The organism is Flavobacterium sp. WG21, assembly GCF_000335775.1.
Taxonomy (GTDB): Bacteria; Bacteroidota; Bacteroidia; order Flavobacteriales; family Flavobacteriaceae; genus Flavobacterium; species Flavobacterium tructae.
Window position 1 is genome coordinate 1 of the sequence record NZ_AMYW01000017.1, and the last position, 14,702, is coordinate 14,702.

Annotated in this window: 15 protein-coding genes; 7 read left to right on the forward strand and 8 right to left on the reverse strand. The window is 36.9% G+C overall.

The genetic code is table 11. The annotated features are described in order from the left end of the window. Nucleotides 1–191: 191 nt before the first annotated feature. Complete coding sequence (locus C245_RS0113085; protein WP_017497049.1) at nucleotides 192–608, reverse strand: cupin domain-containing protein; 417 nt, start codon at nucleotides 606–608, stop codon at nucleotides 192–194. 184 nt (nucleotides 609–792) lie between these two features. Beyond that, nucleotides 793–1,665: an AraC family transcriptional regulator gene (locus C245_RS0113090; protein ID WP_017497050.1), complete on the reverse strand. Its 873-nt coding sequence runs from the start codon at nucleotides 1,663–1,665 to the stop codon at nucleotides 793–795. A 272-nt stretch (nucleotides 1,666–1,937) separates the two neighbouring features. Here C245_RS0113090 and C245_RS24645 point away from each other — a divergent pair, with 272 nt between their 5' ends. From C245_RS24645 to C245_RS0113105, 4 genes are all read left to right on the forward strand, one after another. After that, the gene (locus C245_RS24645) at nucleotides 1,938–2,177 is read left to right on the forward strand and encodes a TetR/AcrR family transcriptional regulator (RefSeq protein WP_232424361.1); all 240 of its coding nucleotides are present in this window, start codon (nucleotides 1,938–1,940) and stop codon (nucleotides 2,175–2,177) included. Nucleotides 2,178–2,187: 10 nt separating this feature from the next. Further along, nucleotides 2,188–2,529, forward strand: coding sequence for a TetR family transcriptional regulator C-terminal domain-containing protein (locus C245_RS24650; protein WP_232424362.1), 342 nt, complete (start codon nucleotides 2,188–2,190; stop codon nucleotides 2,527–2,529). Nucleotides 2,530–2,594: 65 nt separating this feature from the next. Next, nucleotides 2,595–4,145: a DHA2 family efflux MFS transporter permease subunit gene (locus tag C245_RS0113100; RefSeq protein ID WP_026110050.1), complete on the forward strand. Its 1,551-nt coding sequence runs from the start codon at nucleotides 2,595–2,597 to the stop codon at nucleotides 4,143–4,145. Between the two features lie 145 nt (nucleotides 4,146–4,290). Further along, nucleotides 4,291–4,674, forward strand: a complete 384-nt coding sequence (locus tag C245_RS0113105; RefSeq protein WP_017497052.1) for a hypothetical protein — start codon at nucleotides 4,291–4,293, stop codon at nucleotides 4,672–4,674. Between the two features lie 89 nt (nucleotides 4,675–4,763). Here C245_RS0113105 and C245_RS0113110 read toward each other — a convergent pair whose 3' ends face one another. Further along, nucleotides 4,764–5,243 (reverse strand): hypothetical protein, encoded by a 480-nt coding sequence (locus C245_RS0113110; RefSeq protein ID WP_157495859.1) that lies wholly within the window; start codon nucleotides 5,241–5,243, stop codon nucleotides 4,764–4,766. Nucleotides 5,244–5,312: 69 nt separating this feature from the next. Continuing rightward, nucleotides 5,313–5,807: a TlpA disulfide reductase family protein gene (locus C245_RS0113115; RefSeq protein ID WP_035746671.1), complete on the reverse strand. Its 495-nt coding sequence runs from the start codon at nucleotides 5,805–5,807 to the stop codon at nucleotides 5,313–5,315. A 229-nt stretch (nucleotides 5,808–6,036) separates the two neighbouring features. Between C245_RS0113115 and C245_RS0113120 the strand changes: the two genes are divergently transcribed. Beyond that, entirely contained in the window at nucleotides 6,037–6,339 is a 303-nt protein-coding gene (locus C245_RS0113120) for a helix-turn-helix transcriptional regulator (RefSeq protein ID WP_017497055.1), read from the forward strand. 6 nt (nucleotides 6,340–6,345) lie between these two features. After that, nucleotides 6,346–7,452, forward strand: a complete 1,107-nt coding sequence (locus C245_RS0113125; RefSeq protein ID WP_017497056.1) for an NADH:flavin oxidoreductase — start codon at nucleotides 6,346–6,348, stop codon at nucleotides 7,450–7,452. 186 nt (nucleotides 7,453–7,638) lie between these two features. On the opposite strand, the gene C245_RS0113130 is transcribed toward C245_RS0113125, so the two are convergent. From C245_RS0113130 to C245_RS0113150, 4 genes are all read right to left on the reverse strand, one after another. Next, entirely contained in the window at nucleotides 7,639–8,775 is a 1,137-nt protein-coding gene (locus tag C245_RS0113130) for an acyltransferase (RefSeq protein ID WP_017497057.1), read from the reverse strand. Nucleotides 8,776–9,002: 227 nt separating this feature from the next. After that, nucleotides 9,003–9,653 carry a DUF1349 domain-containing protein gene (locus C245_RS0113135; protein WP_017497058.1) on the reverse strand — a complete coding sequence of 217 codons (651 nt, stop codon included), beginning with the start codon at nucleotides 9,651–9,653 and terminating at the stop codon, nucleotides 9,003–9,005. A gap of 291 nt (nucleotides 9,654–9,944) precedes the next feature. Next, complete coding sequence (locus C245_RS0113140; protein ID WP_017497059.1) at nucleotides 9,945–12,161, reverse strand: glycoside hydrolase family 3 C-terminal domain-containing protein; 2,217 nt, start codon at nucleotides 12,159–12,161, stop codon at nucleotides 9,945–9,947. 208 nt (nucleotides 12,162–12,369) lie between these two features. Continuing rightward, nucleotides 12,370–14,013: a DUF6377 domain-containing protein gene (locus C245_RS0113150; protein WP_017497061.1), complete on the reverse strand. Its 1,644-nt coding sequence runs from the start codon at nucleotides 14,011–14,013 to the stop codon at nucleotides 12,370–12,372. Nucleotides 14,014–14,204: 191 nt separating this feature from the next. Here C245_RS0113150 and C245_RS0113160 point away from each other — a divergent pair, with 191 nt between their 5' ends. Then, on the forward strand, nucleotides 14,205–14,549 hold the full coding sequence (locus tag C245_RS0113160; RefSeq protein ID WP_017497063.1) for a 5-carboxymethyl-2-hydroxymuconate Delta-isomerase: 345 nt from the start codon (nucleotides 14,205–14,207) through the stop codon (nucleotides 14,547–14,549). The last annotated feature ends 153 nt before the right edge of the window (nucleotides 14,550–14,702 follow it).

The following is a 14,702-nucleotide window of genomic DNA, read 5'->3' on the forward strand; positions in this document are numbered from 1 at the left end:
GAATGGCACTGGTTTGCTTTTTATACGAAACATCACCAGTCATATAGGTATTCGGGATTTTTCCCTCTTCAATAACAGAAGTGTAAGGTGTTGACATAAAATTGATTTTTTGAGATTGATTTCTTTTTTAAAATAACCCGACCATAAAAGCTGCTTTCAATTATCAGACAGCACAACACTTAGACTTTAAGTCATTTAAAGCTGTTGTATTGTTCATCGGTAACTGGCTTAAACCAGTCTACAATGCCTTTTTCGGTACGGGTACTAATGACAATATGAGTAAATTCACCGTCAGGAGAAGCTCCGTGCCAATGTTTTACTTCCGGCTGAATATTCACAACATCCCCTTCCTGAAGCAATTGAATAGGCTTCCCTTCTTCCTGATAAAAGCCTTTTCCCTGAGTAACGATCAAAATCTGTCCGCCGGGATGTGTATGCCAATTGTTGCGTGCTCCGGCTTCAAAAACGACATTACCCACTGCAGTATTTAGAACAGGATCATTGGGAACCAGCATCTTTATCCATGCTTTTCCTGTAAAATAATCCGCAGAAGCTAAGTCTCCTTTGGGAAAAATGGTTTTAGCAATTTGATTTTCTGTAGTACTCATAATGATTTGTTTTTACCATCAGTTCAAACTAAATCATAAAAGCGGGAATATGCTTTGTGAAGTTGTATTTAGCTTATCGAAAACTGACTGCTGATTAATACTAATTATTTCAATGCAAATTTACACAGGTAAAGATGCAGCGAGATAACAATAATCAAACAAAAAATTAAGAATATGAAACAATTTACACTCTGAGTGATTTTGGAATTGTCCCTGTAATTCTTTTAAAGTAATTATTAAAATAGCTTGGATATTCAAATCCTAAAGAATAACCGATATCCGAAATACTCCAATCCGTATGCTGCAGCAAAGCTTTGGCTTCACCAACAATTCTTTCTGAAATATGCGCCGTTGTTGGTTTTCCGGTAACTTCTTTAACGGAACGATTTAAATGATTCACATGAACAGCAAGACTTTGAGCATAATCCTGCGGCGTTTTTAACGCTAATGGCTCATTTTTGGTTTCTATGGGAAACTGTCTTTCCAACAATTCCAAAAACAAGGAGGTAATTCGGGAGGAGGCATTTCTGGGTTTAAAGAAATTCTCTGAAGGCTGCATTTTCATAGATTCGTGCAAAATCAAATTGATATAATTACGAATCAAGTCATCTTTAAAAACATAATCTGTTTCCTGCTCTTGTATCATTTTTTGAAACAAGGAATCGATAAACACCTTTTGATCAGCTGATAAAGAAAATATCGGTGTACCGCCAATTTTAAACAAAGGCGATTCATGAAGGCTTTCGGAACGATCTTTTACTTTTAGAAAATCTTCCGTAAAAACACAGGCATAACCTTCATACGAAGGTGAAATAATTTCCCAGGAATACGGAATATGCGGATTCCCGAAAAATAATATTGTTCCGTCCGTTTCGATCCCTCTGTCTGCATAATGAATAAAACTCTTACTGGTATTGATGCAAATCTTGTAAAAATCCCTACGGTTATACGTTGGAATCTTACTCACATCACCGTTTACTTCATACACTTTAAAGCCTTTCAGCTTCAAATCACTAATTCCAAGTTCTGAACCCTGTTCTTCTAATTGCTCTTTCATTTTGCAAAGTTATGAAAATCAAATAAAAGTTTTTGAAGTTGTTTTTTTTTAGTTTGTTTCAGGTTTCAAGTTTCAAGTTCTAAGTTTCAAGTTTCAAGTTCTAAGTTTCAAGTTCTAAGTTTCAAGTTTTAAGTTTTAAGTTCTAAGTTTTAAGTTTTACATTTCAGAGAGGAACTGTTCTAAGATGCATCCCACAGTTTTTGTTTTTTTTTCAAAAAGCTTGTTGTTTTATACCAATCGGTATATATTTGTATTTTAAATTTTCAATTACTATGAGTAAAGCCGAAAGAACCAAGCAATTTATTATAGAGAAAACCGCCCCTATTTTCAATATGAAAGGGTACAGCGGAACTTCTATGAGTGATATCACTGAAGCGACAGGCCTTACAAAAGGTAGTATTTATGGCAACTTTGAAAACAAAGACGAAGTAGCCTTGGCGGCTTTTAAATTCAATGTAAAAAAAACTTCAGGATACTTTTACGCGAGAAATCGACAAACAAACTACGTTTAAAGACAAATTATTGGTTTATCCAAGGCTCTACTCTAATTATTACGAGCTAAGAATCACTCAGGGCGGATGTCCTATTATCAATACTGCCACCGAAGCAGACGATACTCATCCGGTACTCAGAAAAAAGGTCGAAAGCATCATTCTGGCCTGGAAAGAAAAACTGGTTTATTTTATTGAGCAAGGCATCGCTGCGGGAGAATTTAAAGGGGAATCCATAAATCCCGAAAAAACCGCTCTAACCATCATCGCTATTATCGAGGGTGCTGTCATGATTTCTAAAATAACGGGCGACCTGTCTAATTTATCCACTATTATGCTTTCACTGAAAAAGATAATTGATGACTTAGAGTAAAATCAATAAAACAACAGTCCTTTTTTTTAACCAAAAATATACCGATCGGTATAAAATATTTATCTATGACATCTTTAAACCGAAAACTACTTATTCTGACTGTCATATTAGCCGCCATTATGGAACTGATAGACATATCAATTGTAAATGTTGCACTTTCCCACATGAGCGGAAATCTGGGCGCTACGCTTGAAGATACCTCGTGGGTGATTACCGCTTATGCCATTGCCAATGTGATTATAATACCTATTACAAGCTTTCTAAGCGCCAATCTCGGGCGGCGCAATTATTATATTGGTTCTGTTGTTTTGTTTACGTTCTGCTCTTTTATGTGCGGGCATTCGTCTAACATTTGGATGCTCGTTTTTTTCAGGTTCTTTCAGGGAATTGGAGGCGGTGCCTTGTTATCCATCTCACAAGTTGTGGTTTTCGAACTTTTCCCAAAAGACAAACAATCTACAGCCGGAGCTATATTTGGAGCCGGAATCTTCATTGGCCCCACTATTGGCCCTACTCTGGGTGGTTATATTACCGAAAATTACGATTGGCCCTGGATATTTCTCATCAATGTTCCGATTGGAATTCTCGTCATGATTTCCTGTTACTTTCTACTGCAAGAACCTCCTGTAAAACCTGAAATCACTAAGGTCGACTGGACTGGTATTGTTTTACTGGCCATAGGAGTTGGTACTTTGCAAACGGTTCTCGAAAGAGGCGAAGTCGAAGACTGGTTTGAAACCCGCTATATTGTTGTGCTTACCTTTATTGCTGTGACAACCCTGCTCCTGTTTGTCTATTGGGAACTTACGATCGAAAAGCCTGTCGTAAATCTTCGGGTACTTAAAAGTAAATCTTTAAGTATTGCTGCAGTCCTAACTTTTGTAACCGGATTTGGTATGTTTATTTCCATCTACATTAGTCCAGTTGTTGCACAGCGTTTATTAAGCTTTTCGCCTTATCAAACCGGATTGCTCTTGTTACCCGGGGCGCTGTTTGCATTACTGGCTTTAAAAATGTGCGGAACCTTACTGCAAAAAGGCGTTTCACCGGTACTTATTATCGCAGCCGGATTTCTTTTGTTTATTTATTTTAATTGGAGAATGTCCGGAATGACTTTAAACACCAGTGCTGCGGAAGTGGCAACTTCTTTGATTTTTCGTGCATTAGGAATGGCTCTGCTTACTGTTCCACTTACCATGCTGGCCGTCTCTTCTTTAGAAGATAAAGATGTTGGTCAGGGCGCCGCTTTGAATAATATGATGCGGCAATTGGGCGGTTCTTTTGGCGTTTCGATTATCAATACTTATGTAGCTCATCGATTTGCAGCACACCGAAACGAACTCATTTCGACTGTTACCCCAGACAACACTATCGCAATGGACCGGATAAATGCCTACATCAGGTATTTTCAAAGCAAAGGTTTTGCTTATAATGAAGCTAAGTTTAAAGCACTCCGACTTATGGAAAATGTTGTTTTAAGACAATCTTCTTTATTAAGCTATAGAGATGCTTTTTTCCTTGTTGGATTGTTCTTTTTGGTAACCTTACCCTTGCTTTTGTTTGTGCTGAATAAACCCAAAAAAAGAAAAACCGATCTTATGCTGTCCGATCACTAAGGGGCGCTTTCTTTCTGATAAACAAGCCTGTAAACTCTTTCTATAAAATTTAGAATCATTCTATTGCCTCTCTTTTAACAATTCACTTTGTTTTGGTGTAATTTTATATTGAAATTAACCTAAAAACAAAAAACAGCTATTAGTTATGAGTGTTATTAAAGATGAAAATAAACTTATTAGCACCATTAAACGAGTTGATCAGAAAATCGACAAGCTTAATGATCAAAAGATCATTGCCTTTTTTGAAGCCCTTGGATTAAATGAAAGAGCAGATGTTCCTAAAAATTATCTGGAATGGGAGACCATTCTTATCGTTGTGCCGGACCGACATATTTCCCATGAACTAAAGTATTACAAATATTCTATTGCAAGACTCGCTTTTGTTACCAATCCGAATGCAACTGAAATTCATGCTTTTGATTTTAATGAATGGAAAAAAGTCACTCAGAATAAAACACAATTTCAAATTAGAGAGTTTCTAAAAAACAACTTTGGCGGTGTTCGAAATCATGCGGACAGATTGAATTAAGTTCATTTCAGCTTCAGGTCATCATCTAAATAATAAAACCTTTGTCAATTCTATGTTTTGACAAAGGTTTTGTTTTTTTTAGAGCTGTATCACCAATCTCTCTTAATTTCAAAAATCCTGAGGAACTTTTTCTCTAATTTCTTACGCCTTCTTTCTTCTTTCCATCTGGAATAGAAAATGGTAATAAGTAAAAACAAATTCACGATAGTAGAAGCTCTCCTGAGTCCTCTCGCAAATAGAACAAAAAACAGGTTAATTGCAATTATAGCCACTACAGGTGAATATTTTACCCAAAACAATTGAATTTTACTATTGGGCTCAATCGTATAATTTACCTTAAGTCTGTTATCAACATTTTTGTAGCTTCCTTTTACAATAAAACAGGTGGGAGATGTTGCCGAATTTATGGTCAAACGAAAACTTTTATCATCAAAAAGACCGTAAAAAGGCTTTAATGCACCAAATCTCGGGAATATTCTCAAGTGGCTGAGTTTTATTTTCAAAGAACCAATTTCAGTATTGTTTTTTAATCTTGCCCTAAATTCAGTTATACTTAATTTTGACTCCATTCCATCCGTTTTATATTCTTCTTACCTACATTCTTTCTCAAAACAATACTATTCTCAAAGTTTCTATTTTTACTGAACAGTAAGTAAGCTTTTCAACATTTCATTCAATGCGTTTCCATGTATGTTTTTTGCCAGTATGATTCCATTTTTATCAATCAGAAAATTTAAAGGCACCGATTGAAGCATGTAATCGCCAATAACCGGAGAATTCCAATATTTTAAGTCACTTACCTGGGTCCATGGCAGTTTTTGTTTTGCAATGGCTCCGGTCCAAAGAGCTTTCTTCGTATCCATTGAAACACTGTAAATAGAAAACTTACCGGAATAAGTGTTGTACAGTTTTATCAATTCGGGCTGTTCTTTTATGCAGGGACCGCACCACGATGCCCAAAAGTCAACTAAAACAAGCTCTCCTCTTAAGGAAGAAAGCACAATATTATTCCCTTTGGTATCCGGTAAATCAATTTCGGGAGCAATGTCGCCAATGTCGGTTCCTACCACCTGTGCTTTCGAACTCGTGACGGCACAGCATAGGAAACCTAAAATAAGTAGTGTTTTTTTCATAATCTTCATGAATAAATTTGGGGTTATTTTCTTGACAGCTCTTTCAAAAAACTAGTAATCGCAAGGTATTGTCCTATACAAATTCTGCAATTCTATCGTCAGAAAAGCACTGTTTTCAAGTGGAAACAAATATAAATACTTCTCACGCAAATTGCATCCCTACTCTTAAAATTATACTAAATAACTTTCTTTAAATTGATATATCGGGAAAAGTCGATATATTTGCACTATGGAATCTATAGAAATCTTTAAAGCATTAGCCAACAAATCCAGATTACAAATGCTGGAATGGTTAAAAGAACCCGAAATCAACTTCCCGGATCAGCTCCAGCACTCGGGATTTGAGCATGGGGTTTGTGTGGGTCAGATACAAGCCAAAGCGGGTCTTACCCAATCGACAGTCTCAGAATACCTGTCTATTTTACAACGCGCCGGATTTATCGAATCCAAACGTGTTGGACAATGGACCTATTATAAACGTAACGAAGGTGCCTTTGAAGCACTCAGTAAATTAATTCAATCTAATTTGTAAATTACTATGAGTACAAACAACCTGTTTTCGCCATTTAACTTAAAAACGTTAAATCTTAAAAACCGAATCGTAATGGCGCCTATGACGCGCTCCTTTTCTCCAAACGGAGTTCCAACTGACGAAGTAGCTTCTTACTATCAAAAAAGAGCTGAAGGTGAAGTTGGTTTAATATTATCAGAAGGAACTGTTATTGACAGACCTTCCTCTTCAAACGATGCTAATGTTCCTCATTTTTATGGCGAAGAAGCCTTAAATGGATGGAAAAAAGTAATTGAAGAGGTTCATACCGCGGGAGGTCAAATGGGCCCGCAAATCTGGCATATGGGAATTATGGACAATCATCATTCAGGATGGGTTCCACCTGTGCCTTTTGAAGGACCATCGGGCTTAAACCGACCTGATTTTAGTAACGGAAACACCATGTCAGAGAAAGACGTTGAAAATACCATTATCGCTTTTGGAAAAGCAGCCGTCGATGCTAAAAGACTGGGATTTGATACGATCGAAATTCACGGTGCGCACGGTTATCTAATTGACCAGTTCTTTAGAGCGGAAACCAATTTGCGTACGGATCTTTACGGTGGAAAAACATTGCCGGAACGCAGTCGCTTTGCTATTGAAGTCGTAAAAGAAATCAGAAGACAAGTCGGTAACGATTTTGCTGTGATTATGAGATTCTCTCAGTTTAAACCTTCTGATTACAATTATAAACTCGCTAAAAACCCTCAGGAATTAGAAGCCTGGTTAAGTCCTATCGTTGATGCCGGAGTCGATATTTTACACTGTTCTCAGCGTCGTTTCTGGGAGCCTGAATTTGAAGAATCTGACCTGAATTTCGCAGGCTGGGCCAAAAAAGTTACCGGAGCACCAACTATTACAGTAGGTTCTGTTGGACTTTCAAGCGATTTCTTTGGTGCTTTTGCAGGAGAAAGTTCTGAACCAACTTCTTTAGAGGAACTAAACAGACGTTTCGACAGAGGCGATTTTGATTTAGTTGCCGTGGGAAGACCTCTTTTATCTGATCCTAACTGGGTGGCTAAAATCAAAGCAGGACATACGGATCAATTAAAAGGCTTTAGCAAAGAAGCATTAGGACAATTGGTTTTAGAGTAAACTTAGGCTCAAAGGCTCAGAGGTTCAAAGGGACAGAGGTTCTCTCTCTTTGAACCTTTTTCTAAAACTCCTAATAAATCAAAAAGGGATGAAAACAGTGCTGTTTTCATCCCTTTTTGATTTAGGTTTAAAGCGATAAAAGTTTTGCCTTTGTCCCTTTGAACCTCTGCCTCTTTGAACCTCCTCTTAAGAAACTTTTCTTTTTTGAAATTTATTCTGAAGCCAGTTACGAACAGGCTCGTCATAAAACTTCAGGCACAGGTAAGCGATTACAATACTCGAAATTACAATACCTATTCCGATTCCGTAACCATCCTTTAACGGTACTTTGTTTTCGAATACCCACGCCATATAACAATAAATTAGCGGATAATGTATAATATAAATTGGGTATGAAATATCTCCTAAGGCTTTGCAAATTTTAAGCGATAACGGATTTTTGATCTCTCCTCCCGCTCCAATAGCAACAATTAAAGGAAACAGCAGTATAATGGCGATGGATTCATACAAACCGTTTATCCACAGACTGTTTTCATCACCCAACCTCGGGATGCTGAAAATAACGATTATAAGAATGCTGCAAACCCAAAAAGCGCCTTTGATGTGAATGAGTTTTCCTAAACGGGAAAGTAAAACTCCGGCAAAGAATGGATACAATAAGCGGGTAAACCCAACATACAATTCCTGCATCGTTAGTGACCAACCACCGATAACATCTCCTTTTGGGCCAAAAACGGTATATTGAACAAGCATTCCCGCGAAAATCAATACCAGAAGTCCTAAGACTTTATTCGAGAATTTACGAAAGAACAACGCATACAGAATATTGGCAATATACTCAAAGAAAAGCGACCATGCCGGTCCGTTAAGCGGAAACGTTTCGCCCCAGCCTCTAATTTCCATTGATGGCGGAAGCGGTATTAGTACAAAACCGGCCAGCATCACTAAAATTAGTTTCCAGATTGGCATAGTGGCAATTTGCGGAAAAGCAACATTCGAAGCCTGAAGATAATAAAGCGACGCTCCAATGACCATTCCCATAATAACCATGGGCTGTAAACGGATTAAACGTCGTTTGTAAAATTCCCATTGTGACATTTTCTCCCAGCGATCGTCGTAGGCATACGCTACCACGAATCCCGATAAAAGAAAAAAGAAATCGACAGCCAGATAACCATGATTCATAAGCTGTTTAAATCGGCTTCCTTCATTAAAGGCTTCCAGAGCATGAAAGATAACGACTAAAATTGCGGCTACCCCACGTAAGCCGTCTAAAATTTCATAATGTTTTTTGGGTTTAATTTCCATTGAACTTGAATTCATAAAATAGTTTTTGGTTGTTAAAAGGTTAGATTAATTTTTTGGTGGAAGCTAAAATAGCGATATTTCCCTAACAGGCTGGCGGATTGAAGCTTGTAATCCTAAAGAAAGAATGGTTATTTGTTACAATAATTACAGTACATCCTAATAGGGTAAGAAAAATCCTTTCTTCATTCATTTCCTGCTGAAATTTGGAATTTGAATTCGCAGAAAATTGGCTTTTAGCGTTACTATTCCTGGTGTTTTTTAAGCCATTCCAGTCTGCGTTGATCCGGTAAATGTGTTACTTTAAAATTTTCGAATTTAGCTTCAAAGCCTTTACCGTCCGGTGATGCAGCCATCAGGCCTACCATGACCGGTGCATTGTCCTGCAAAGGTGCATTTCGGGTCAAAATATAGTTTTTATCATCATACGAAAAGAAGACTTCAACGGCGTCCAGTCTTCTCACCACTTTTATCCATACAAAGGGTGGTGCTTTCTCTAAAGTGGTTACACTCCAGTCACTTTTATCGTGTGTGACAACAGTGCTTATATTAAATTTTCCATCCACAAATTCAACTCCGGTTTTAATGTAATTTTTCTCATCAATACGAAGCATAAGTCCCATTTGGTCAAAGCGGGCGATATAATTACCAGTTAACTTTACTTTGGCTTCAAACTCTCCGCCGTAAGTAGCATAATAAAACGGTGCATCGTCTACAGTAAAACCATAATGCGAAATGCGCCAATAATCACTATTCGCTGTCACATTCATAATCAAAGCATTGTTTTTAATTTCCCATTGTTCAGGTTCGTTAAACCATTGCATTTTGTTCAGGCTTTGCGCCGAAAGACTTTGTGTTAAAAATAAGGTGATGACACCTAGTATGGCTTTTTTCATAGTAGTATTTTAAATAATAGACTTTTTATTTAACGTATTGGTATAATTCATTTTTAGTACATAGTGACATCGCTTCTTTATCTAAAAAAAAGGCGTTTCCCTTCCTTATAAATGCATGTAGTTTTTCTATGTGAAAGAAATACATTCCTATTCTTTTCTCTTCTTACCGCCAAAATCTATGTTTCTATGTGTTATTTTTTTTGATAATTCCCCCCAACAGAGTTCATAAAAGTAAAGCCACAAGTTTTTACACTTGCAGCTTTACAACCAACCAATTTTGGAAACATGAAATTATTGAAGTGAGAAACTCACTTTAGATTTTATAGCCGTAGAAGATGCTCCAATGATGGCTTCAAAAGCTCCCGGTTCAGCAACCCAGTCGTGTTTTTTATCATCAAAAAAGCTAAGTGCTGTTTTATCGATGGTAAAAGTCACTGTTTTTTCTTCTCCCGGCTGAAGCGAAACCTTCTCGAAGCCTTTTAATTCCTTAACCGGACGCGGTAATGAAGATTTTAGATCACTAATATAAAGCTGAACTACTTCTGAACCTTCTCGTGTTCCCGTATTCTTTACTTTTACCGAAAAAGTGATCTGATCGCCCGCTCCCATTTGTTTTTTATCGGCTGTTACTTTTCCATATTGAAAAGTCGTATAACTCAACCCATGCCCAAAAGAGAACAATGGCTTTGCTTTTTGCTTGTCGGCCCAACGGTAACCAACGAATATACTTTCCTTGTATGTAACGTCATCTCCGCCCGGAAATTCACCTAATGCATGAGCTCCGTTATCTGATAATTTCACAGGAAAAGTAAACGATAGCTTCCCTGAAGGGTTCACATCTCCTACTAAAACAGCTGCTAAAGCATTTCCTGCTTCTGTGCCTAAAAACCAGCCTTGTACAATTCCGGGAACGTCTTTTACCCATGGCATTGCCACTGCATTTCCTGAAATATTCACAAAAACGATGTTTTTATTTACTTTCACCAATTCTGCTATCAACTGATCCTGACCATACGAAAGACCTAAATCCAGACGGTCAAAACCTTCAGCGTCTTGTTTATCACTTTTATTTGTACCTCCTATGAACAAAACAACATCTGCGGCTGCAGCTACTTTTACAGCCTCAGCAGTTAATTCGACAGGAGAACGTTTGTCTTCCAGACTTACTTTGGCTACCACTCCGTTATAGTTACTTGTCGGATCTCCTACGTATCCGCGAGCGTAAGTAATTTCGGCCTGATTTCCGATTCTTTTCTTTAATCCTTCAAGTGGCGTAATTTCGTATCTGGCTTTCAATGAAGAACTTCCTCCTCCAACAGTCATCATTTTAATAGCATTTTCTCCAATCACCGCAATTTTCTTTGTTTTAGAAAGGTTAATTGGCAAAATGTTATTGTTGTTTTGAAGAAGCACAATTCCTTCCTCGGCGATTTTCAAACCTGCTTTGGCGTGTTCTTCTGTTCCAAAAGAACCGAAAGGTCTGTTTTTATTCATTGTCGTTAAGAATGACAGGCGTAAAATACGACGTACTTTCTCGTCCAGTTCTTTTGTTCCAACCTCACCTTTTGCAATCATAATAGAATATGGTTTAGCCAAAAAGTAATTGTCATAAGCATTACTGGTTCCCCATGAAAGTCCGTTTGTCCAGGAACCGAACTCCATATCCAATCCATTGTAGATGGCCTGTTTGGTGTCATGAACGCCTCCCCAGTCTGACACTACAACTCCTTTAAAGCCCCATTCTCCGCGCAGAATATCATTCAGTAAAAACTCATTATGACAGCAGTGCTGCCCTTTGTATTTATTATATGCCCCCATAATTGCCCAGGCATCTCCTTCCTGAACGGCAGCTTTAAAAGCCGGTAAATAAATTTCATATAAAGCACGGTCATCAACGATTACATTAACTGTATTACGTCCTATTTCCTGATTGTTTAAAGCGAAATGTTTAACACAGGCAGCCACTCCATTTGCCTGTACCCCTTTTATATAAGGAACCACCATTTTTGAAGTAAGGAAAGGATCTTCTCCCATGTATTCAAAATTACGACCGTTTAGAGGTGATCTGTAAATGTTAACTCCGGGTCCTAATAATACATTTTTATTACGGTAACGTGCTTCTTCACCTATAGATTTACCGTATAGAGACGATAATTCTTTGTTCCAGGTAGCAGAAAGTGCGGTTAAAGCCGGAAAAGCAATACAGGAATCATTAGTCCATCCTGCCTGATCCCATTCGTCCCATAAAACTTCGGTACGAATTCCGTGTGGTCCGTCGGTCATCCAGTTTTCCGGAATACCCAAACGCGGTACACCCGGTGAGCTGAATTTTGACTGCGCATGTATCATGGCAATTTTCTCGTCGGTTGTCATTCTTGCAAGGGCATCTTCTACGCGTTCATTAATCGATTTTTTATCGTCTAAATAAACCGGAATTTTATGCTGTGCACTCGCACCGACAGCACTCAACAGTAGTAAAACAACAATTGTTTTAACATTTTTAAACATAACTATTAATTTATTAAAGCATTTAATTTACAATGGGAAGAAAGTATAAGCAGTATCTCTTTTTAAGAATACTGTAAAGCTAAAACGTTATAGTTTGTTCTGGATTTCTAAATGAAAAAAAGTAGTGAATTAAAAACACAACTTCATGAAAAACAATTATTTACAAAAAACAAAAAGCCGAAAAAAGTAGTGATTTTAGAATGATTTCCTAAAGTTTTACGGATATTAAACCAATTTTTGTGACCATTTCTTCAAAATCATTTCGGGAAACTGCAGCTTTATTTCGTGCTCTGGTTCGGTAATTGTAAATGGTGCTCAAAGAGTAACGCAAAAACGCTGCAATTTTTACACTGTCTGTAATTCCTAAACGAATTAAAGCAAAGATTCTAAGTTCTGTATTCATCAGTTCTCCTTGTTTTAAAACAATTTTCTCTTCCGGAATTAAAAGCGCGTTGAAATCTTTTACGAAAGTGGGATATAAATTCAAAAAGATGATGTCAAAATTCTTGTACAATTCTTCCAGTTCGTTATCAACAAGAGTGGTTGATTTCAATACTTTGTAGATTTCATCAAATTGTTTGGCGGTCGCTTTTTTATTTAAAGTGATACGGTAATTTTCTAGTTTGTTGATATAGGCTGAACAAAGGCTGAAAAAATGTGCAATGTATTCTTCTTTAACATGGTTGGATTCCGATAATTGTGCATTTCTTTCCTGCAGCTGATTGTTGGTTTCTGTAATGTCTTTATTTAATTCGGCTAATTTTTGACTTGTATTGTACAGTTCTGTCCTGATTCGCGACACTTTTTTCATTTGTTTGTAAACATAAATCACCGCAACAACTAAAAATGCCGATAACAAACTGATACATAAAAGGTACAGTTGAAGTTCCGTTTTTCTCTTAGCTTCTTTCTCTAAATAAACGGTGTTGATAATCGAATATACCTCTGACATTAAAAGGGTACGAAACTGAACATTGCAATACAAGGCATCTTCAATAGCCGATTGGGTAAGTTTATAGGCCATATCAACATCATTGGCTTCATAAAAAAATAAAGCGAGTTCCTGAAGAGAAGCATTGTCCTTGTTTGCGGTTTTTAGATCGGCAGTGGCTGAAAGTGCATAGTATTTCTTTTGAAGTTCCAGCTGCTTTGTTTCTTTATAGATACTTGCCAAAAGATAAGTAATCATGGCATATTGCGGATGATCATCTTTTGCTTTTTTCAATAAATCCAACAGCTTTTTTTCAGCCGCAGCAAACTTTTTCTCCGACATCTCCTTCTCAATTCTGGTGATTCGATAGTTTAATGTAGAAGGATCTAAAACGGTGAGTAGCGAATCACGGTATTTGTTAATTTGCTCAATGTACTTTACATCGTCGCTATTGGCAGCATAATGTTCCAAAAACTCGCGATACGCACTATAATAGTTAGGTAGTAGTTTTTTAGGCAATTCCTTTTTAGGAATGCTTTTTAAAATAGCCTCAGATTCGCGATATTTTCCCGATGAAGAGTACAATGTTACCAATTGCAGATTGGCCAGGTTCAGTAAATCGGCATTTTGAAGTTCGCTGGCGATTTTCAGGTTTTTCCTGACATATAAAATAGCCGAATCAGAATTGAATTTCAGATATTGACTGTACAAACTTTGGTTGTAATCGTACTCCTGCTCTTTCGTTAAATCATCGGATTTGATTTTTTTGAAATTTAAAATACGTTCTTCTCTCAAACGAACATAATGCGCTTTGTTCTTTAAAGCTTCATTTAACTTATCGATAATACTATCTGTGCTGTCCGCTGAATAAACAGGACTTCCTAAAATGATGAAGAGAAAAAACAGCAGATAATTTTTCAAACCAATTGGAGCTATAATGAGACTTGCAAATATAAGAAAGTGCTACCAGAAAAAGGAATTATTTAGCAGATTGAAAATTGTGACTTTTGTAATGAATAAAAGCTCCCGAAAAAAAATAACCGCACTGATTCTCTATCGGATTTTTGTAAATTTGTTTATACTTCATTTTTTCTAATTTAAACATTATACCCATGCCACACTTTGTTATTGATTGCTCTGAAAATGTAATCCGTTTAAAATCTGCCGACGATATCATGCAGGAAATTTACCATACAGCTTTAGCCACTAATCTTTTCGTTCCAACTGATATTAAGGTTCGTATCCATCCTTTCAGCTATTATAATAATGGAAATTCTTCCGACGATTTTATTCACGTCTTTGCCTACATTTTAGAAGGCCGAAATACCGATCAAAAAGCAGGATTATCAAAAGCAATTGTCACTAAACTAAACGACATACTTCCCGAAGTCCCTATTATTTCGATCAATATTATGGATTTTGAAAAAGCCAGTTACGTCAATAAAGCTATGGTTTAAAAATCACTTTTAGCCACATTGTGATATAATAAAAATAATGACAAAAATTCCTTGTTGTTTCAAAACAAAATACCAAACAACTAAAAACCAAATACTTAATACTAAAAAAAAGCTACAACTTTAAAAAAGTTAGCCACAAATTCACGAATTTCT